This is a genomic window from Streptomyces sp. NBC_01460, assembly GCF_036227405.1.
In the GTDB taxonomy this organism is placed as follows: Bacteria; Actinomycetota; Actinomycetes; order Streptomycetales; family Streptomycetaceae; genus Streptomyces.
In genome coordinates, this window is record NZ_CP109473.1 from 721,682 (window position 1) to 740,330 (window position 18,649).

Here is an 18,649-nt window from a genome sequence, read left to right on the forward strand (position 1 = left end):
ACCCGGGCGGCGCTACTCGGCCATCTCGTAGGCCCCGGACAGCGCCTCGACGCGATCCCAGACGCGCGCCGAGCGGGCCTCGTCGACGACGGGGCGCCGGACCGCGGCGATGGCCCAGGCCTGCTGCTCCGCGGTGGCGGAGTCCTTGCCGTGCAGCTCGACGGCGTACGCGGAGAAGTCGCGGACGAGTACGGAGAACAGCTCGTCGAGCACGTCCTCGTCCAGGCCGGTCAGCCGGGCCTGCTCCAGGATCAGCTGGCCGTGGACGACCAGTGCGAAGAGCTGGCCGACCGACAGCAGGAAGTCGAGGTCACGGCTCTGCTGTTCGTCGGGCGCCGACTCGGCCACGAAGGCGCACAGGGCGTTCGCCTGCTCACGGAAGCGGGCGACGTTGGGCACGGCGGCGTACGCGTCGTAGGCCGGGCGCCAGTCATGGAAGCGTACGGAGCCGAGGCCGCGGGCCGGCCCCTGCCGGAAGAGGAACGCGTCGTCCGCGGCGTCCGGACGGGGCGTCACGGGCTCGTAGCCGGCCGGCTCCAGCAGGTGGTTGCGCATGAACTTCAGGATGAGGGCGAGGTTGACGTGGACCGTTCCCTCCAGCTTGGGCAGGCTGCGGATCTCCACGGCCGCCTGGGCGAAGTAGGTGTCCTTCTCGAAGCCCTTGGCCGCGATGACGTCCCACATCAGGTCGATGACCTTCTCGCCCTCGGTGGTCACCTTCATCTTCGTCATCGGGTTGAAGAGCAGGTACCTGCGGTCGTCGGGTCCGGCCGAGCGGAAGTAGTCGACGGCGCGGTCGCTGAACAGCTTCATGCCGACGAGCCGGACGTACGCGTCGGCCAGCTCGCGCCGGACGTGCGGGAAGGCGGTCACGGGGCGGCCGTAGAGGATGCGGTTGTGCGCGTGGGTGACGGCCTCGTACATCGCGTGCTCGCAGATGCCGATCGAGGCGGTGCAGAGGTTGAACTTGCCGACGTTGACGGTGTTGAGGGCCGCGTCGAAGGCGGCGCGCCCTGTGTGCAGGACGTCGTCGGGGACGACCGGGTAGCCGTCGAGGCGGAACTCGCTGACGTACTTGGAGGAGTCGACGACGTTCTTCACCAGGTGGTAGGCGGGGTGGCGGCTGTCGGCCGCGAAGAAGACGTAGCCGTCGGGGCCTTCGACGTCGGTGCGGCGACCGAAGACGGAGACGAGGCCGGCCGCGTTGCCGTTGCCTATGTAGTACTTGGAGCCGGTGGCCAGGAAGCCGCCGTCCCCGGTCGGCTCCAGGAGCATGTCGGTGGAGTAGATGTCGGCGCCGTGCGTCTTCTCCGACAGCCCGAAGGCGAACACCTCGCCCTCGGCCAGGAGCCGTGCCGCCCGGCTGCGGGCGGCGGCGTTGTCGCTCTGCCAGACCGGGCCGAGACCGAGGATGGTCACCTGCCAGGCGTACCAGTAGTCGAGGCCGTAGAACCCGAAGATCTCGTTGAGCGCGGCGATCCGGGCGGTGTCCCAGCGCTGGTCCTCCCGCTCGGCGGCGGCTGCGGGGGTGAGGAAGGTGGCGAACAGGCCTTCCTTGGAGGCGAAGTCGAGGAAGTCCCCCAGCCAGGCGCGGGACCGGTAGTCCTCGACGAGCCGGCGCCGGCCCCGGGACTCGAACCAGTCGACGGTGGCGCGCAGCAGCCTGCGGGTCTCGGGGTCGAAGTGCGCCGGGTCGTAGGCACGCGGGTTGAACAGCAGCGGGTCGGCCATGGTGATACGCCTTCCGAGGGGTTGGGGCGGGAGAGGGTGCGGGACGGTTCAGGTATGCGGGCCGGCCGTGCCGAGCCTGTGGAGGGTGGCGAGGACGTCGTCGAGCCAGGCGACCGTCATCCGCTCGTACGCGATGCCGCCGCGCAGCACGACGTGCTGGAGCTCCTGGCCGGCGTCGAGCGGTGCGGGAGCGCCGGGCCCGGTGAAGTCACGGAGTTCCCCGGCCAGGTAGTGCGCGAGGCGGTCGCTGTGCACCCGGTGGTGGCGCTCGACCTCGTTCAGCAGCGCGGCCGGGTCGTCGAAGGCGGCGCCCCGGATCTTCACGGCGAGGTCGTGGCGAAGGCTCTCGGGTTCGATCGGCTCGTGCAGCCAGTCGGCGAGGACGGCGCGGCCGGGGCCGGCGACGGAGTACTCCTTCTTGTCCGGCCGGCGCTCCTGCGGGACGTCGCGGACGTCGAGCAGGCCTTCGGTCTCCATGCGCTTGAGCACGCGGTAGATCTGCTGGTGCGTGGCGGTCCAGAAGTACCCGATGGACCGCTCGAACCTCCGGGCCAGCTCGTAGCCGGAGCCCGGCTGCTCCAGCAGGGAGACGAGGATCGCGTGTTCGAGCGCCATGCCCCGATCGTCTTATGCAACTGGTTGCATAGCAAGCGGCGACGGCCGGGTGAGACGCGCCTCACCCGGCCGCCGTCCGGTCCCGCTCCGCCCGCCCTTGCCCTCCTCCACCGGGACGGGCGAGGGCGGTGACGCGGTCAGATGGCGTCGGCGTCCGCCCCGGTGAGACGCGCCGACACGTCCCACAGGGCGCGGGCCGTGTCCATGTCCTGCGCGCGGGCCGACATGCGGGCGGGCCCGGGCGCTCCCCTGGTCTCGCCGAGCAGACGGGGGCCGTAGTAACTCCCGCCGAGCGCGTCGGGCAGGGTGGCGGCGTACAGCGTGGGGAGCGCACCGGCCGACGGGCGCTGGGTGTACAGGCGCGTGACCCGTTCCAGCTTCGCCGCCCAGGCCCGTCCGGCCAGGCGGGGGCCCGCCTGTCCGAGCTCCGTCGCGGCGAGGCCGGGATGGGCGGCCAGCGAGAGGATCGGCCTGCCCGCCAGGTCCGCGCGGCGCTGGAGTTCCGCGGTGAAGAGCAGGTTGGCGAGCTTGGACTGCGCGTAGGCGCGCCACTTGTCGTAGCCGTGTTCCGCGTCGAGGCCGGCGAAGTCGATGCGCCCGATGCGGTGCGCCAGCGACGACACCGTCACGACCCGCGAGGGTGTGCCCGCCCCGAGGAGCGGCAGAAGATGGTGCGTCAGCGCGAAGTGGCCGAGGTGGTTGGTGCCGAACTGCATCTCGAATCCGTCGGCCGTCCGCAGCGGGGGCAGGGCCATCACCCCGGCGTTGTTGACCAGCAGGTCGAGCCTGCCGTCGGTCTCCTTCGCGATCCGGCCCGCTGCCTCCGCGACGGAGGAGAGGTCCGCCAGGTCGAGACCGACGAGCCGGGCGTCCGAACCGGGCGCTGCGCGGCGCACGGCGTCCAGGGCGCGCCCGCCGCGTTCGGGGTCCCGGCAGGCGAGGATCGTCCGCGCGCCGGAGCGGGCCAGGGCGAGCGCGGTCACCGCTCCGATCCCGCTGTTGGCGCCCGTGACCACCGCGGTGGTGCCGGAGAGGTCGGGCATGTCGTCGAGAGTCCATGAGTGCATGCGTCACGCCTCCCCGGCGGGAGCCGCCGCACACCCGTGAGGCGTCACTCCCCCGTCGTGGACGGCGCGGGTGACTCCGCGGCGGTCTCTCCGGTCACCCGTGTCCCCGGGTGCAGATGAGCGCACACGTAGGCGACCGCGAGCGCGATGGCCATCCCGTAGAACACCCACTGGTTCGCCTCCGCGAAGTCCAGCCGGACGGCGTCCATGGAGTCCCGCATCAGCGTGGCGATCCGGCCGTCACCGGCCGGTTCCTGGGCGTCCGGGTTCCCCGTGACGGCCTCCGCGACCGATCTGGCGGCGTCGTTCGCCGTGCCCGCCGGGACGCCCCGGGAGGTGAGGGTCTCCATGACCTTGTCGGTGGTGACGTGGGTGAGGACCGTCCCGAAGACGGCGATGCCGATGCTGGCCGCGTAGTTGCGCACGGTCTGGGTGATGCCGGTGACCTCACCGTACGAGGCGCCGATCGACCGGTTGACCGCGTCGGTGGACGCGGGTGCGAGGAGGAAGCCGATGCCCGCACCGGCGAGGGCCGCGTACGGCCACTGGTCGTGCATCGAGAGGTCGGTCAGCTTGTTCGCCCACAGGGCGAACCCCACCGCGCCGAGCGCCGTGCCGAGCTTCAGCGCCGGCCGGGCTCCGCGCCGGTCCAGGATGCGGCCGCCCCACTGGGAGGCGATGCCGAAGCCGATGAAGAAGTACAGCAGGTACAGCGCGGCCTGGTTCGGCGAGGCGCTCAGCGAGACCTGCGCGTACACGGAGGCGAAGAAGAACACCGGGACGAAGGCGAGCATCGCGAGGAAGAGGACGAGCATGTCGACGGTGAACGCCCGGTCGCGGAAGACCTTCAGCGTGATGAGCGGCTGGGCGACCCCGCGTTCGTAGCGGCAGAACACGACCAGGAGGGCGAGCCCGCCGACGATGCAGGCCCAGGTGGCGACGGAGCTCCAGCCCCACGCGGACGCCTGCTGGAAGCCGAGCACGCTCAGCCCCATGCCCACGGCGATCAGCACCGCACCGGGCACGTCCAGCTTCTCCCGCCGGCGGGACCCGGGGATGCGGGCCATGGCCGCGAGGACCAGGGCGATGACGGCGATCGGTACGTTCACCCAGAAGATGGCCCGCCAGGTCCAGGCGGTCAGCCAGCCGCCGAGCAGCGGCCCGACCGCCGTGAGCGCGCCCGACAGGCCGAAGAACAGCGCCAGTGCCCTGCCACGCCTCTCCACCGGGAAGACGGCGACGACGACGGCGAGCGCGGCCGGGAACATCAGGGCCGCGCCGAGTCCCTGGGTGGCGCGGAAGACGATCAGCCAGGTCTGTGCGAGGTCACCGGCCGGAACGCATCCGCACAGCACGGACGAGACGACGAACAGGAGGGTGCCGATGAGCATCACCCGCTTGTGGCCGACGATGTCGGACAGCCGCCCGCCGAGGGCGAAGAAGGCGGCGAGCGACAGCAGGTACGCGTTGACCACCCACTGCATCCCGGAGGACGAGAGGCCGAGCTCGTCGACGATGCTCGGGGCGGCGATGGAGACGATCGTCTGGTCGATGAACGTCATCGACACGGCGAACAGCATCGCCGCGAGTGCCAGCGTCTGGTGGGCGGCGCCCCGTCCGGCAGGGGGGTCGACCGCGCCGGTGCCCGAGGGAACCCTGTGGGTGCGCATGAACCGAGTCTGGACGGGGCCGGAACCGCACGCACGTCAAGGACGGGCCCCGTGCGGCGGATGGCGGTGTCTCAGGGCTTCCTGAGGAGCAGGCCCGCCGCGACCAGCCCCGCCAGGCCCACGTCCGCGTCGGTGTACTCGCCGCCGAGGAGATGGTCCACGTAGGCGTCCTGCGACAGGGTGACCGGATCGACGAACTCCTCCGCGTCAGGGGTCGGCTCTGCGACCTTGCGGCAGTCCCTGGCCAGCACCGCGTAGCGCACATGGGTCGCGTAGGAGGCCAGGTACGTCCGCATGACGACTTCGGCGCTCCCTGCCTGGTAGCCGGTCTCCTCGAGGAGCTCGCGTGCCGCCGCGTGCAGGACCTCCTCGCCGGGCTCGATCATGCCGCCCGGCAGCTCGGCCAGCACCTTGCCCGGGCCCGGGCGGAACTGGCGCACGAGGATGCCCCGGCCGTCCTCGGTGAACGCCACGAGGGCGACCGTCCGGGAGCCGTGGAGGATGTCCCACTCCGAGTCCTTGCCGTCGGGCTGCACGTAGGTCCGGCACCGCACCGTCAGATAACCGGCCGGCTGCGGACGCTCGCTCTTCAGCGTCCACGTCATCGGGTCAGTACGCTCTGTCACGGGCGGATCATGTCCGGTGTGCCGCCCGGCAAACGGTCCGCGGCCTCCCCCGGCAGGGGAACGTCAGTCCGATCGTGTCCCCTTCACCTCGCCCGTTCAGGCCGCGGGGGGTGCGGCCGCGACGGGCTCGGGGTCGTCACGGGAACGGTGCAGCGCCAGCATGGCCTGGTCGTCCTGGGGCCGGCCGTCGGCATGGCGGTGCACGTCCTGGATCAGCAGGTCCAGGATCTGGCCCGGCGTGACGCGGGCGCCGGTGCGCAGTCGCCTGCCGAGTACGAGCGGGAGGCGGACGACGGGGTCGTAGAAGCGCCCCGCGGCGTTCCGGGACTCGGTGACTCCGTCCGTGTAGCAGAGCAGGGTGGAGCCGGCGGGGAAGGCGAAGCTGTCGACCGGGGCGGACCAGGCACCCAGGTCGCTCATACCCAGCGGGGGCGCCTCCTCGGACGCGCCGAGGAGCGTGGCGCCGCCCTGTGGGTCGATCAGCACGGGGGGCGGATGACCCCGGTTGACCAGGCGCACGGTCTCCAGGTCCGTGGAGAACTCCGCGATGAGAGCCGTCGTGAAGCCCTCCTCCTGCTGCTGGCCGCCGCGTCGGCCGCCCTCGCGCAGGAGGGCCCGTTCCAGCCGGGTCACCAGCTGCGACAGGTCCTCGGCCTCGTCCGCCGCGTACCGGAAGGCGCCCAGATCGGCGCTGACCGCGCTGACCGCCCCGAGCCCCTTCCCCCGCACGTCACCGACCATCACCCGGATGCCGTACGGGGTGTTCTGCACCACGTACAGGTCCCCGCCGATCAGGGCCTCGCTCTCGGCGGGTACGTACCGGGCGTCGATGTGCAGGGACCCCAGGCGTGACGGGGGCCTGGGCAGTACGGCCCGCTGGGCGACGGCCGCGACCTGCTGGGCGCGGCGGGCACGGGCGTCCTGTCTGCGCAGCGTGCGGTGGATCAGGACGGCGAGCGCGGTGACGGCCGCGAGGGTGATCTGGTTGGCCACGCCCGCACGCCAGCCGAAGGTCCCGTCGACCTGCGCGAGAAGCGCGTGGACGATCATCGCGGTGATGCCCACGCCGATGATCCCGCGGACCCCGAGGAGGGGGGCGGCGGCGACGGGCGCGGCCATGAGCAGCGGCGCGGAGGTCACGTCGTGCGGCGTGACCACGTCGACCACCACGGCCAGCACGATGAGGCCTACGGGGATCCACCGGGTTCTCAGCAGCTGCGACACTCCCCCACGCTGCCCGCAAGCACGCCCCTCCGCATCCCCGGCGGCCGCGATCCGGCGCACACGGCGGGGGACCCGGCCCCGTGGGGACGACGGGATCCCTGGAACGGCGGCTGCTAGGGTCCCTCCCGGACACTGATCTCTCGGTGAGGAGACCGGACATGGTGGGAGACGACGACATCTCCGGGTGACACCACCTGGATGTGATCGGCCTCGGCCGGTGCGTGACAGCACCGCGGCCGCGATGCCGCGCGTCGACCCCCCTCCCCCTGTCCGACCCGGGCGGACGTCCGTCCGTCCTCATGCCCTGCGAGGTCACACCCATGTCCGAAGCCTCCGCACCCCTGCTCGCACACGACGTCGTCCGTTCCTTCGGCAGCGGACGGGTCGTCGACGGCTTCTCCCTCACCGCGTCACCCGGCCACCGCATCGGCCTGATCGGGGAGAACGGCGTCGGCAAGTCGACGCTGCTCCGCCTGCTCGCCGGGGTGGACGAACCCGACGCGGGAAGCGTCACGCGCCCCGCCGATCTGGGGTTCCTGCACCAGGAGATGCCGTTCGACTCCGCGGCGACGATCGCCGACGTGCTGGACGAGTCCTTGAACGAGGTCCGCGACACGCTCGCCGAGCTCGAACGCCTCTCGGGAGAGCTCGCCGGCACCCCGGAGGACTCCCCCGGTCACACCGCGCTGCTCGACGCCTACGGCCGACGGCTCGAGGCCGCCCAGGAACAGGAGGCGTGGGACGCCGACCGGCGCGCCGCGATCGTGCTCGAAGGCCTCGGCCTGGGCGGGGTCGGGCTCGATCGGCCGCTCGGCTCCCTGTCCGGCGGCCAGCGCGGCCGTCTGGCCCTGGCCTCCCTGCTGGTCCGCAGGCCGTCCGCACTCCTGCTGGACGAGCCGACCAACCACCTCGACGACAGCGCCGCCGCGTTCGTGGAGGAGCAGGTACGCGGCCTGCCCGGCGTCGTCGTCGTGGCCAGCCATGACCGGGCCTTCCTCGACGCCGTGTGCACGGATCTGATCGATCTCGACCCCGCCGTGGACGGCCCGGTGCGCTACGGGGGCAACTACACCGCCTACCAGGCCGAGAAGCGCGCCGAACGGGAGCGCTGGGAGCGGCGGTACGCCGAGGAGCAGGAGGAACTGGAGGCCCTGCGGCGGTCGATCGGCACGACGACACACCGTGTCGCCCCGGACCGCGGGCCGCGCGACAACGAGAAGATGGGCTACGGACTGCGGGCCGGGCGGGTGCAGAGCCAGATCTCACGGCGGGTCCGCAACGCCGCCCGCAGGCTGGGGGACCTGGAGCGGAACCGGACCGCTGAGCCGCCGCAGCCGCTGCGTTTCCGCCGCGCCGCACTCGGCGGGGCGTCGGCGGAGGGCACCCTCGTCTCGCTGCGCGACGTGCGGGTGCACGGCCGGCTCGCCGTCGACCGGCTCGATGTGTCGGCGACCGACCGCCTGCTCGTGACGGGTGGGAACGGCACGGGGAAGTCGACGCTGCTGGCCGTGCTCGCCGGCCGTCTCGCGGCGGACGGCGACGTACGGCGCAGGAGCGGGGTCTCGGTCGGACTGCTGACGCAGGACACCGTGTTCGACCGGCCGGACCGTACCGTCCGGGACACCTACGCGCAGACGCTCGGAGCCGAGCGCGCGGAAGCCGTGCCGCTGGGTTCGCTGGGGCTGATGAGCGAGGCGGACCTGGGCAAGCAGGTCGGGCGCCTGTCCGTCGGTCAGCGCCGTCGGCTCGCACTGGCACTCCTGGTGGCGCACCCGCCCGAGCTGCTGCTGCTCGACGAGCCGACGAACCATCTGTCCCCTCGGCTCTGCGACGAGTTGGAGGCCGCCATGGGGGCGGGTCCGGGGGCGATCGTGCTGGCCGGTCACGACCGCTGGCTGCGGAGGCGCTGGCAGGGGCGTGAACTGCGTCTGTGACCACCGCCGGCGAGGGCGCCACGCTGAACGCATCATGGACAGTCCGTCCGCATCATGAGACTCGTTTGCGGCGGCCCCCGCCTGCGGCGTCTCATCGCGCCTGTGCAAACCGAACAGATAACCCCTGATCAGCCGCGGTCCGACGACAGGGCCGCGAGGCGCGCCGTCACGGTGTTCCCCGTCCTCGTGCTTGTGGCGGGCGTGGCCGGTCTCGTCACCCCCGGCACGTTCGACGGCTGGACGGAGTCGGTCCCGTACCTGCTGGGAATCGTCATGTTCTGCATGGGCCTGACGATGACTCCGCTCGACTTCCGGGGGGTGGCGAAGCGCCCGTGGGCCGTGGCCATCGGTCTGGTCGCCCACTACGTGATCATGCCGGGGCTCGGCTGGGCGATCGCCCATCTGCTCGGCCTGCCGCCGCAGCTGGCCGCCGGGCTCATCCTGGTCGGCTGCGCGCCCAGCGGCACGGCGTCGAACGTGGTGACGTTCCTCGCCCGCGGTGACGTGGCGCTGTCGGTCTCCGTCGCGACCGTCTCCACCTTGGTCGCCCCTCTGGTGACGCCGCCGCTCACGCTGCTCCTCGCCGGGGCGTACCTGCCGGTGGACGCGGGTTCGATGATCACGGACATCCTGAAGACCGTCCTGCTGCCGGTCCTCGGCGGCCTCGTGGTGCGGCTGGTCGCGGGCAGGTTCGTCGACCGCGTGCTGGGGTTCATGCCCTGGCTGTCGTCGCTGGCCATCGCCGCGATCGTCTGCGCCGTCGTGGCGGGCAGCGCCGGTGCCATCAAGTCGGCCGCGGTGACCGTGCTGATCGCCGTCGTGCTGCACAACGGCCTCGGGCTCGCCCTCGGCTACGGCGCGGGCAAGATCTCGGGGCTCGGCAGGCCCGCGAGCCGCGCCATGGCCTTCGAGGTCGGCATGCAGAACTCGGGGCTCGCCGCCTCACTCGCGACGGCCCACTTCAGTCCGCTGGCCGCCCTGCCGGCCGCGGTGTTCTCCGTGTGGCACAACATCTCGGGCGCCCTGGTCGCCGCATGGATGTCGCACCGGTCCCGGCGCGACGAGCTCGCGGTGGCGGGCCCGGCGCGGGAGACGGCGACCGCCGGGGAGGCCTGACCGGCCCCGCTGTCCCGGTCCTCCGCGGGCCCGGGCCGGACGGCGCGTGACGCCCTGTCAGGACGGCGGGTGACGCCCGGTCACCGCTCGGCGGCGTCGGCGAAGCGACGGGCCAGGTGCGCGAAGGCGTCCCTCAGCTCGGGCGGCCCGACGACCTGGACGCCGGCGTCGAACCTGCCGATGGTGGCGGCCAGTCCGGGCCAGGACCATGCACCCAGGACGAGCCGGCAGCGGTCGGGGCCGAGGGCTTCGACGAACCCGTCGCCGGCGTGTCCGGACACGGCGGCGGCCGGCAGATCGAGGATCACCTCGCCGAGACAGGGCCAGTCGCCGTCGCCGTCGGAGCCCCGGAACCTGCCGGCCACGAAGGCCGCGACGTTCCCGCCGGGCACGTCACGCGGGGTGAAGCGTGGCCCCGTCGGGGTGCGCGGGGTGATCCGGTCCGCGCGGAAGGTGCGCCAGTCCTCCCGCTCCAGGTCCCAGGCGACGAGATACCAGCGCCCTCCCCAGGTGACGAGGTGGTGCGGCTGGACCCGGCGCGGCGATCTCTCGGCCGGCGCGTCGCCGGAGTCCGGGGACGCCGGAGGGTAGTCGAAGCGCAGCACCTCGCGGGCGTGTACGGCCGTGCCGAGCGCCACGAGGACGCGGGGGTCGGCCTGGGGATCCGGCTGCGCACCCGCCCGTCCGACCGCGGTGACGTGGAGGGAGTCCACGCGATGGCGCAGCCGTGCGGGCATGACCTGCCGGACGGTGCTCAGGGCGCGTTCCGCCGCTTCCTCGATACCGGCACCGGTGGCGGCGGCGGTCCGGAGCGCGACGGCCAGGGCGACGGCCTGGTCGTCGTCGAACAGCAGCGGCGGCAGTTCCGTGCCGGCGTCGAGCCGGTATCCCCCGTCCGGCCCTTTGGTGGCCACCACGGGGTAGCCGAGCTCGCGCAGGCGGTCGACGTCACGGCGCACGGTACGGGCACTGACCTCCAGCCGCTCCGCCAGCAGTCGTCCGGGCCAGTCCCTGCGCGCCTGGAGGAGGGAGAGCAGCGAGAGCAGTCGCGCCGAGGTCGTCGCCATGGCGATCAGTATCGCCCGGAGAGGCGGACAGATCCTGACCTCTTCCCCTGCGACGGTGGTCCCGCACGACACCGGGAACGACCAGAAGGACTGATCACGATGAGCACCCCCGCCACGCCCCTCGACAGCGAGCGGGCCGACCTGCTCGCCGCGCTCGCGACCGCCCGGGCCGCGCTGACGAAGGCGGTGAGCGGGCTCGGCGACGAGCAGGCCGCCGCGTCCCCGACGGTCAGCTCGCTCTGCCCCGGCGGCCTCGTCAAGCATGTGGCGTCCACCGAGGCCGGGTGGATGCGCTTCGTGGTCGAGGGCCCGTCGGGGATGCGTCACGACCTGCCCGACGGTGTCACCTGGGCCGATCTCGCGGCCGGTACGGCGCACCGGATCCCGCAGTGGATGACCGACCACGGGAACGAGTTCCGGATGCTGCCCGGCGAGACCCTGGACGCGGTCCTCCGGCACTACGAGGAGGTCGCCGCCCGGACCGAGGAGGTCGTCGCCGGTGTCCCCGACCTGTCCGCGGTCCACCCGCTGCCGGACGCACCCTGGAACGAACCGGGAGCCGTGCGCAGCGTGCGCCGGGTGCTGGCGCACCTCATCGCCGAGACCGCGCAGCACGCCGGTCACGCGGACATCCTGAGGGAGACGCTCGACGGGCAGAAGGCGACCTGATCCCTTGTCACCCTCCCGCTCGCACACGGACGGACCCGAGAAGAGAGGCACACGGTGAAGAAGCGAGGCCCGGGGCGGACAGCCCCCGGTGTCCGGGCCCGGCGGTGACGTGATGACCGTACTGGACACCCGGGCGCTCAACCGCGCGACGCTGGCGAGGCAGTTGCTGCTCGACCGGGCCGCGCTCCCGGTGCCGGTCGCCGTCGGGCACCTCTGCGGGCTCCAGGCGCAGGAACCGCAGGAGCCGTACGTCGGACTCTGGGCACGCCTGCGGGAGTTCGAACCGGCGGCCCTGTCGGGGCTGCTGACCGGGCGCGACGTGGTGCGGATGCACCTCATGCGGCGTACGGTCCATCTCGTCACCGCCGACGACGCCGTGGCATGGCGTGGCCGTCACGACGCCATGCTGCGTCAACGGGTGCTCGGCGTCTACCGGAACGAGTTCGACGGTACGGACCTCGACGAACTCGCGCTGGCGGGAAGGGCGTTGCTGGCCGACGGAGAGGCCCGTACCCCCGCCGAGGTCGTCGACGCGCTCACCGGGCGTCACGCGGCGCCGGGGCGCCGGGCGCTGGGCGAGATGGTGCTCGCCGCCCTCGTACCGGTGGTGCAGGCGCCGCCCCGGGGGCTGTGGCGCACCAAGGGAGGGGTCCGGAACGTCCTGCTCTCCTCCTGGCTGGGACGGGACGTCGACCCGGCACCCGCCGACGCGTCGGACCCGGTGGGGCAGACGCTGGTGCGTCGCTACCTGGCCGCCTTCGGCCCCGCGGCGTCGGCCGATCTGCGCGCGTGGTGCGGCCTGGCCGGCCTCCCCGCTGCGGTGTCGGCGCTGCGGGAGGAGCTGGTGTCCTTCCGGGACGGACGCGGTCGCGAACTGCTCGACCTCCCCGACGCGCCGCGCCCGGACCCCGGCACTCCCGCACCGGTGCGGTTCCTGCCGGCGTTCGACAACGCGATCCTCGGCTATCACGACCGCGGCCGGATCATCGACGACGCCCACCGGGGGCTGTCGGTCGCCGGTGAGCGTGTGGTGCTGGTCGACGGGCGGGTCTCCGCGACGTGGAGCGCCGACGACGGCACGGTGGTGGTGACCCCGCTGCACGGGCTGTCCCGGGCCGACCGCGAGGCCGTCGCGGAGGAAGGGGCCGGGCTGGCGGCGTTCCTCTCCGACGGCGGGAGCAGTCGCGTACGGATCGCCGGGCCCCCGCGCTGAGGCCGGTCCGGACGCGGCCGGGCGTGCCGGTCGCGTCCGGACCGGGTCCGGGACGGTGACGCGCGAGCACGCGGAGGCGCCCGGTGGCGTCAGGCCGGGTCGGCCGCCATGCTCTCCACCAGGCTCCTGGGCCGCAGATCGGTCCAGTTCCGCTCCACGTGGTCGAGGCACGCCTGGCGGGTGTCCTCCTGGTGGGCCACCGTCCAGCCGCCCGGCACCTCGGCGAACGCGGGCCAGAGCGAGTGCTGCCCCTCGTCGTTGACGAGCACCAGGTAGGTGCCGTTCTCGTCCTCGAAAGGATTGGTCACCGATACTCCTCGAACTTAGGTAAGGCTCTCTTTGCTTGGCTGTGGGCGACTCTACCCGGATGTCTCTCCGGGCGCACCGGCCCGCAGCGCGGCGAACTGTCCACGGCCGAAGGCGGATCGGGACGGCAGGGCCGGCGGACCACCGCTCCCGAGGACACGCCGGCCGGCGGCCCCGCTCGCGGTGCGGCATCCCTCCCACTGACTACGGCAGACCCCTCGCATGGCACTCAGGTACGACCCATGACCGACGCGCAGGGGGATTCGGGGAACCTCTGCGCGCTCATACCGTCTTGATCAAGGACGGCGGCCGACCACCGCCGGGATGTTTCCGAAGACAGGCGAGACAGTGAGCGGGTGGCACGGGTGACTCAGCAGCATCGGCCGAAGGAGAAGGCGTTCGCACCGGAGTACCAGGGGGCGCTCGGCTCGTTGTCGGTGAATTCCTCCCTCACCGAGGTACTGGCGAAGGGCGTCGAGGAACTGCGCGCCGCCGAACGCGCAGGTGAGCACCGGGAGATGGCGCGCTGCGGGCTCGCGGTGGCCGAGGCGTACCGGCGCCTGGGGCGGGTGACGGAGGCCGACGCCGCATGGAAGGCGAGCTACCGGGCGGCCCGCGCGGCGGAGGACGTCGGGGCGATGGCCTGGGCGCTCTGGAGCGGTGGCACGCTCGCCCGCCAGCGCGGCTCGCTGGCACTGGCCTACCGGCTGCTCGGGCTGGCGGCCGAGCTGGGCGAGCGAGGGGGCGACGTGGTGGTGCGCGGCTACTCGCTGGCCGGCCTCGCGGAGACCGGGCGCATCCAGGGCGACTACCAGGCCGTCGGCGAACTGCACGAACAACTGCTGGCCGAGGCCCGCAGGCGGGGCGAGGCCCGGCACACGGTCTGGGCACTGGAAGGCATAGCCCAGATGCACCGGAACACCGGCTCGTACGACAGGGCGCTGGCCCTCTTCGAGGAGGCGGCCGAGACCGCGGGCCGGGCCGACGACCGGCGGGGGCGGGCGTGGGCACTGCGTGGTATCGCCGACGTCGTGTCCGTACGGGACGGTGACGTGGAGCGCGCGCTCGCCCTGCTCACCGAGGCAGAATCCGCGTGTCGCGAGATGACGTTGTCCAGCGCCCTGGCCTACAACCACAAGATGCGGGGCAACGTGCACTACCGCGCGGGGCAGTACCCGCAGGCACGGGACTTCTACACGCAGGCACTCGCGGAGTTCCGGGAGATGAACGAACCACGGGGGACCGCGCTCTCCCGGCTGGGGCTCGCGAAGTCGCTGGCCCGGCTCGGCCGGAACCCGGCGGAGACGGCCGTGGAGCTGGCCGAACTCCGCGGGACCCTGGACCGGATCGGCCTGCGGCACGCGCGGGACATGGTGGACAAGGCGACGGCGGAGCTGGGGGTCGGCCCGCTGCCCGGCGTCGGGCAGCGCGTCGAGGAGGCGGTGACGCGATGAACTCCCCCGCGACCGCACCGGCGGAACCCGGATACGGCACGGGGTCCGTACGCCACGACTCCCCCACCGGGACGGCGGAACCCCAGGTCACCGCGGACCGCGTACTCGCGCGCTGCCGCGACCTGGTGCGCCCCTCGCTGTCCGCGGCGATATCCCGGCTCCATCCGTGGCACGGCGAGATGGCCGCGTACTCACTCGGCTGGTGCGGCGTGGGAGGGACGCCCGCCGACGGGTCGTACGAGGGCAAGGGTGTGCGCCAGGCCCTGGCCGTGCTGTGCGCCGAGGCGGTGGGGGCACCCGGGGAGAGAGCCGTGGCGGGGGCGGTGGCCGTGGAGCTGATCCACACCTTCTCGCTGATGCACGACGACATCATGGACGGGGACGGGACCCGGCGGCAGCGGGAGACCGTGTGGAAGGCGTACGGCACCGGGCCCGCCGTACTCGCGGGCGACGCGCTCTTCGCGCTCGCGGTGCAGACCCTCGTCGAGACACCGGGGCCGCACACCGCGGCAGCGGTCGGCCGGCTGTCCGGGACGCTGAACGGCCTCGTACGCGGTCAGGCGGAGGACCTGCTCTTCTCCGCCCGCCCCTGGACGGGTCCGGACGCCGTGCGGACCGACGAGTACCGCGCCATGGCGGAACTCAAGACCGGCACCCTGCTGGGCTGCGCCGCCGCGCTGGGCGGGCTGCTGGGCGGGGCGCCCGCCCGCACCGTCGCCGCTCTGGACCTGGCGGGCCGTCACCTCGGGGTGGCCTTCCAGGCCGTCGACGACCTGCTCGGCATATGGGGCGACCCGGCGGTGACGGGCAAGCCCGTGTACAGCGATCTGCGGCAGCGGAAGAAGACCTGTCCCGTGCTCGCCGCCCTCGCCGGGGACGGCCCCCGCTCCGAGGAACTCGCCGCGCTCCTGCGGTCCCCCCTCCCCCTCGACGACGCCCGCGCGGCCCGCGCGGCAGCGCTCGTCGAGTCCTGCGGCGGCCGCGCCGCCACCCTGGACGAGGCCCGCCACCACCTGAACGCCGCCCGCGCCTGCCTGCGGAGCGTGCCCCTCGGCCCGCGCGCGGCCCATGAGATCGAGGCGCTGCTCGGGTTCCTGCTCCACCGCCGGGTGTGAGCGGTCCCGTCGCCCGGTGGGCCGGCCCCCGCTCACCGCGGGGGCCGGCCCTTTTCTGGACTTGCCGGTCCATTTTTCTTCGAGCACCTTGGAGCACGGCGCGCCCGTCATCCGGGGGCCGCCACCGGGAACAGGCCCGAAGCGGAGGAGAGCTGTCCCATGAACCTGCAGCTTGAGGGAAAGCGTGCCCTCGTCACAGGATCGAGCGCCGGACTCGGCCAGGAGATCGCGGAGCAGCTCGCGGCCGAGGGAGCGTCGGTCGTCGTGCACGGGCGGGACGAGGCACGGGCCGAAGCGGTGGCGAAGCGCATCCGGGAGAACGGCGGAACGGCCGCCGTCGCGATCGGCGACATCGGCACGGACGCCGGCGCGGACGACGCCGTGGCGGCGGCGCTCGCGGCGGGGCCGGTGGACATCCTCGTGAACAACGCGGGCGTCTACGAGCCCGAAGCGGACTGGACGAGCACCTCGGCCGCACGGTGGGCCGACCTCTACAACATCAACGTCATCGCCGGTGTGCGCATGATCCAGCGCCTCGTGCCGGGCATGCGCGAGCGGGGCTGGGGTCGCGTGATCCAGATCAGCAGCGTCACCGGACATCTGCCCCAGGCGAGCCAGCCCCACTACGCCGCCTCCAACGCCGCCCGGGACAACCTGGCGGCCTCGCTCGCCCGCGAACTGGCACACACAGGCGTCACGTCCAACGCGGTGGCGGCCGGAGGCATCCTCGTGGCGGCCACGCGGCGGACGCTGACCGACCTGGGCCGGAGGAACGGCTGGGGCGACACCTGGGACGAGATCGAACCGCATGCCGTCAGCAACCTCGCGCCCAACGACAGCGGCCGTATCGGCAGGCCCCGCGACTACGCCGGGATGGTGACGTACCTGGCAAGCCACGGGGCGGGTTACGTCAACGGCACCACCCTGCGCATCGACGGCGGGTGGCGCGATGCCTGACACGCGGTGCCCGGCACCGCGTCACGCGGGCGGTCACGTACGGGCGGTCACGCGCGGACCAGCCGGTCGGTGAAGGCGTTGCCGAAGACCCCGTGCGGATCCAGGCGGTCGAGCACGCCGACCGCCTCCGTCCACTGCCCCGGGCCGTACGAGGCCGGGACCGTGGTCCCGATGACCTCCTCGTCCGCCCAGGCCTCGGTGTCGGTGTACGCCCAGCCCTTCGACCACTCGACACGCGTCAGGGCGTACTCCCCGTCGAAGGTGGCGAGGAGAAAACGCTCCAGGTCCCGGTAGAACGCGTGGGCCCCGGGTGTGGTCGGCTGGGTCAGGACATCGATCCACACCGCGCAGTCGAACTCCGGCCGGTCCGCGGGCGGTCGTACGACGGAGAGCAGCGGTGGCCGGGCGCCGGGGGCAGCCGACTCCTCGGGCCGGTCCAGCCCGCCCACCCGGATCTCGACCTGCCCGTTGACGGGGAACTCGCCCCGCGCGGCCCGTGTCTTCAGCTGCTCGCTGTAGTAGGCCGCGAACTGCGAGATGACGCGCTGCACGTCCGCGCGCCGGGTCAGGACGGCGTAGCCGTTCGCCGTCTCCCGCAGGGTCGTGGGGCGCAGGTAGAACTGCAGGGTGTGCGCGGCGCCCCACAGATCGGTGGCCAGAGTGGCGGTCAGCCCCGTCGCCGCCACCGTGTACTGGGCGGCGCCGAAGGCCGGGGCGAGGTACCAGGCTGCCTCCCCCACCAGGCGCCCGGCCAGACGGGCGACAGGCGTCGGGAGGGAGTCGCTGAAGGGATAGTTGTACGGATGGTGCACCGCCCTCGCCGTGAGGGGCCGCTCCGGGCTGAGACTCCACACCTTCAGCCACGGCCTGTCCGTGAACGCGAACCAGATGGCCTCCACCCGCCCGGTGCGGTCGAGGAAGTCGGCGAAGGTGTTCCCCCTGCGCGCGAGTGCGCTGCCCGGAGCGGCGAACAGTTCGTCGCTGGTGAGGTCGGTCCGGCTCCGGCAGCGGAGGGGTGTCTCCTCCCCGGCCTGCAGGACCACCTCGACGACGAGGCCGCGGCCGAGGTGCGCGGCCAGGGCCTCGCACTCCTTGTCGGAGCCCCGGTGGAAGGTGCGTACGACGTAGGCGGACCGGGCGGCGTCCCAGACGACGGCGGTGACCGACAGGACGAGGTTGCTCAGGGTGCCGTAGGTGTGGCCCGGGCGCGTGGCCTCCCCCACCGCGGGCACGCTGGTGCCGTGGGCGTCGATGGCCAGGGTGCCGCCGAGCGTCAGCTCGCCCGGGGCGGGGGTGTTGGTGACACCCAGCCCGTGCCCGGCGAGGTAGGCCGTCAGCGTCTCCAGGGTCACGCCGGTCTGCGCCCGGACGGCGCCGGGAGCGCCGGCGGGCGGATCGACCAGCTCCATGTGGGTCAGGTGCTTGGTCGTGTCCAGGAGCAGCACGCTCCGGTCCGACTCGGCCGGCCCGGTGATGGTGAGCGGCGACCAGTTGTGCGCCTTGCCGCGGGCGCGCAGCCGCCAGCCGTTGCTGTGCGCCCAGTTCGCGAGATCCGCGAGATCCTGGCCGTCGCGGGGAGCGCAGGCCCAGAGCCCGTGATGAGTGATCTCACCGGCCCAGTTGATGTAGGGCGTACGGTACGGCTCCAGCCCGGAGGGCAGTTCGGGAGCGGGCGAGGGGATGACCGAGGGCGCCGCCGCGGCGGGCGGGGGTCCGGCCGCCGCGAGGACCCCTCCGGGGACGCTGAGGGCGCCGCCGACGACGGCTGCCGCGCGCAGCACCCCACGCCGGGAGGGCGGGACCGGATATGACGTGGCGTCAGATGTATCTGGCATGCGCTCGAACGTATGCGGCTCACCTGGTCCGGCCGACGTGTTCTGCTGAA

16 protein-coding genes are annotated in these 18,649 nt (G+C 73.0%); 7 read left to right on the forward strand and 9 right to left on the reverse strand.

The features are described from left to right. Nucleotides 1-12: 12 nt before the first annotated feature. The 6 genes from OG488_RS03315 to OG488_RS03340 all read right to left on the reverse strand — a co-directional run bounded on the left by OG488_RS03315 (nucleotide 13) and on the right by OG488_RS03340 (nucleotide 6,933). Nucleotides 13-1,731 (reverse strand): acyl-CoA dehydrogenase family protein, encoded by a 1,719-nt coding sequence (locus tag OG488_RS03315; protein WP_329225723.1) that lies wholly within the window; start codon nucleotides 1,729-1,731, stop codon nucleotides 13-15. 48 nt (nucleotides 1,732-1,779) lie between these two features. Beyond that, complete coding sequence (locus OG488_RS03320; RefSeq protein ID WP_329225725.1) at nucleotides 1,780-2,346, reverse strand: PadR family transcriptional regulator; 567 nt, start codon at nucleotides 2,344-2,346, stop codon at nucleotides 1,780-1,782. Between the two features lie 137 nt (nucleotides 2,347-2,483). Next, the gene (locus tag OG488_RS03325) at nucleotides 2,484-3,413 is read right to left on the reverse strand and encodes an oxidoreductase (protein WP_329225727.1); all 930 of its coding nucleotides are present in this window, start codon (nucleotides 3,411-3,413) and stop codon (nucleotides 2,484-2,486) included. A gap of 44 nt (nucleotides 3,414-3,457) precedes the next feature. Continuing rightward, a complete protein-coding gene (locus OG488_RS03330) occupies nucleotides 3,458-4,993 on the reverse strand; it encodes an MFS transporter (RefSeq protein WP_329238393.1) in 1,536 nt (511 codons plus the stop codon). A gap of 161 nt (nucleotides 4,994-5,154) precedes the next feature. Continuing rightward, a complete protein-coding gene (locus OG488_RS03335) occupies nucleotides 5,155-5,709 on the reverse strand; it encodes an NUDIX hydrolase (RefSeq protein WP_329225729.1) in 555 nt (184 codons plus the stop codon). Nucleotides 5,710-5,805: 96 nt separating this feature from the next. Further along, the gene (locus tag OG488_RS03340) at nucleotides 5,806-6,933 is read right to left on the reverse strand and encodes a PP2C family protein-serine/threonine phosphatase (RefSeq protein ID WP_329225731.1); all 1,128 of its coding nucleotides are present in this window, start codon (nucleotides 6,931-6,933) and stop codon (nucleotides 5,806-5,808) included. Nucleotides 6,934-7,253: 320 nt separating this feature from the next. Between OG488_RS03340 and OG488_RS03345 the strand changes: the two genes are divergently transcribed. Continuing rightward, nucleotides 7,254-8,867, forward strand: a complete 1,614-nt coding sequence (locus OG488_RS03345; protein WP_329225733.1) for an ABC-F family ATP-binding cassette domain-containing protein — start codon at nucleotides 7,254-7,256, stop codon at nucleotides 8,865-8,867. Between the two features lie 102 nt (nucleotides 8,868-8,969). Beyond that, nucleotides 8,970-9,983: a bile acid:sodium symporter family protein gene (locus OG488_RS03350; protein WP_329225735.1), complete on the forward strand. Its 1,014-nt coding sequence runs from the start codon at nucleotides 8,970-8,972 to the stop codon at nucleotides 9,981-9,983. 80 nt (nucleotides 9,984-10,063) lie between these two features. Here the strand turns inward: OG488_RS03350 and OG488_RS03355 are convergent, their stop codons facing one another. Next, nucleotides 10,064-11,050, reverse strand: coding sequence for a helix-turn-helix transcriptional regulator (locus OG488_RS03355; RefSeq protein ID WP_329225736.1), 987 nt, complete (start codon nucleotides 11,048-11,050; stop codon nucleotides 10,064-10,066). 90 nt (nucleotides 11,051-11,140) lie between these two features. Here OG488_RS03355 and OG488_RS03360 point away from each other — a divergent pair, with 90 nt between their 5' ends. Then, a complete protein-coding gene (locus tag OG488_RS03360; RefSeq protein WP_329238395.1) occupies nucleotides 11,141-11,719 on the forward strand; it encodes a DinB family protein in 579 nt (192 codons plus the stop codon). A 112-nt stretch (nucleotides 11,720-11,831) separates the two neighbouring features. Further along, the gene (locus OG488_RS03365; RefSeq protein ID WP_329225737.1) at nucleotides 11,832-12,932 is read left to right on the forward strand and encodes a winged helix DNA-binding domain-containing protein; all 1,101 of its coding nucleotides are present in this window, start codon (nucleotides 11,832-11,834) and stop codon (nucleotides 12,930-12,932) included. An 89-nt stretch (nucleotides 12,933-13,021) separates the two neighbouring features. Here the strand turns inward: OG488_RS03365 and OG488_RS03370 are convergent, their stop codons facing one another. Beyond that, a complete protein-coding gene (locus tag OG488_RS03370; protein WP_329225739.1) occupies nucleotides 13,022-13,240 on the reverse strand; it encodes an MbtH family protein in 219 nt (72 codons plus the stop codon). A 363-nt stretch (nucleotides 13,241-13,603) separates the two neighbouring features. On the opposite strand from OG488_RS03370, the gene OG488_RS03375 reads away from it, so the two are divergent. The 3 genes from OG488_RS03375 (at nucleotide 13,604) to OG488_RS03385 (ending at nucleotide 16,764) form a co-directional block, all read left to right on the forward strand. Beyond that, a complete protein-coding gene (locus tag OG488_RS03375) occupies nucleotides 13,604-14,692 on the forward strand; it encodes a tetratricopeptide repeat protein (protein ID WP_329225741.1) in 1,089 nt (362 codons plus the stop codon). Beyond that, nucleotides 14,689-15,807 carry a polyprenyl synthetase family protein gene (locus OG488_RS03380; protein ID WP_329225743.1) on the forward strand — a complete coding sequence of 373 codons (1,119 nt, stop codon included), beginning with the start codon at nucleotides 14,689-14,691 and terminating at the stop codon, nucleotides 15,805-15,807. Before OG488_RS03375 ends, OG488_RS03380 begins: the two co-directional genes overlap by 4 nt. A 159-nt stretch (nucleotides 15,808-15,966) precedes the next feature. Further along, a complete protein-coding gene (locus OG488_RS03385) occupies nucleotides 15,967-16,764 on the forward strand; it encodes an SDR family NAD(P)-dependent oxidoreductase (protein WP_329225745.1) in 798 nt (265 codons plus the stop codon). Between the two features lie 47 nt (nucleotides 16,765-16,811). Here the strand turns inward: OG488_RS03385 and OG488_RS03390 are convergent, their stop codons facing one another. Beyond that, nucleotides 16,812-18,599: a cholesterol oxidase substrate-binding domain-containing protein gene (locus tag OG488_RS03390; protein WP_329225747.1), complete on the reverse strand. Its 1,788-nt coding sequence runs from the start codon at nucleotides 18,597-18,599 to the stop codon at nucleotides 16,812-16,814. Nucleotides 18,600-18,649: the final 50 nt, after the last annotated feature.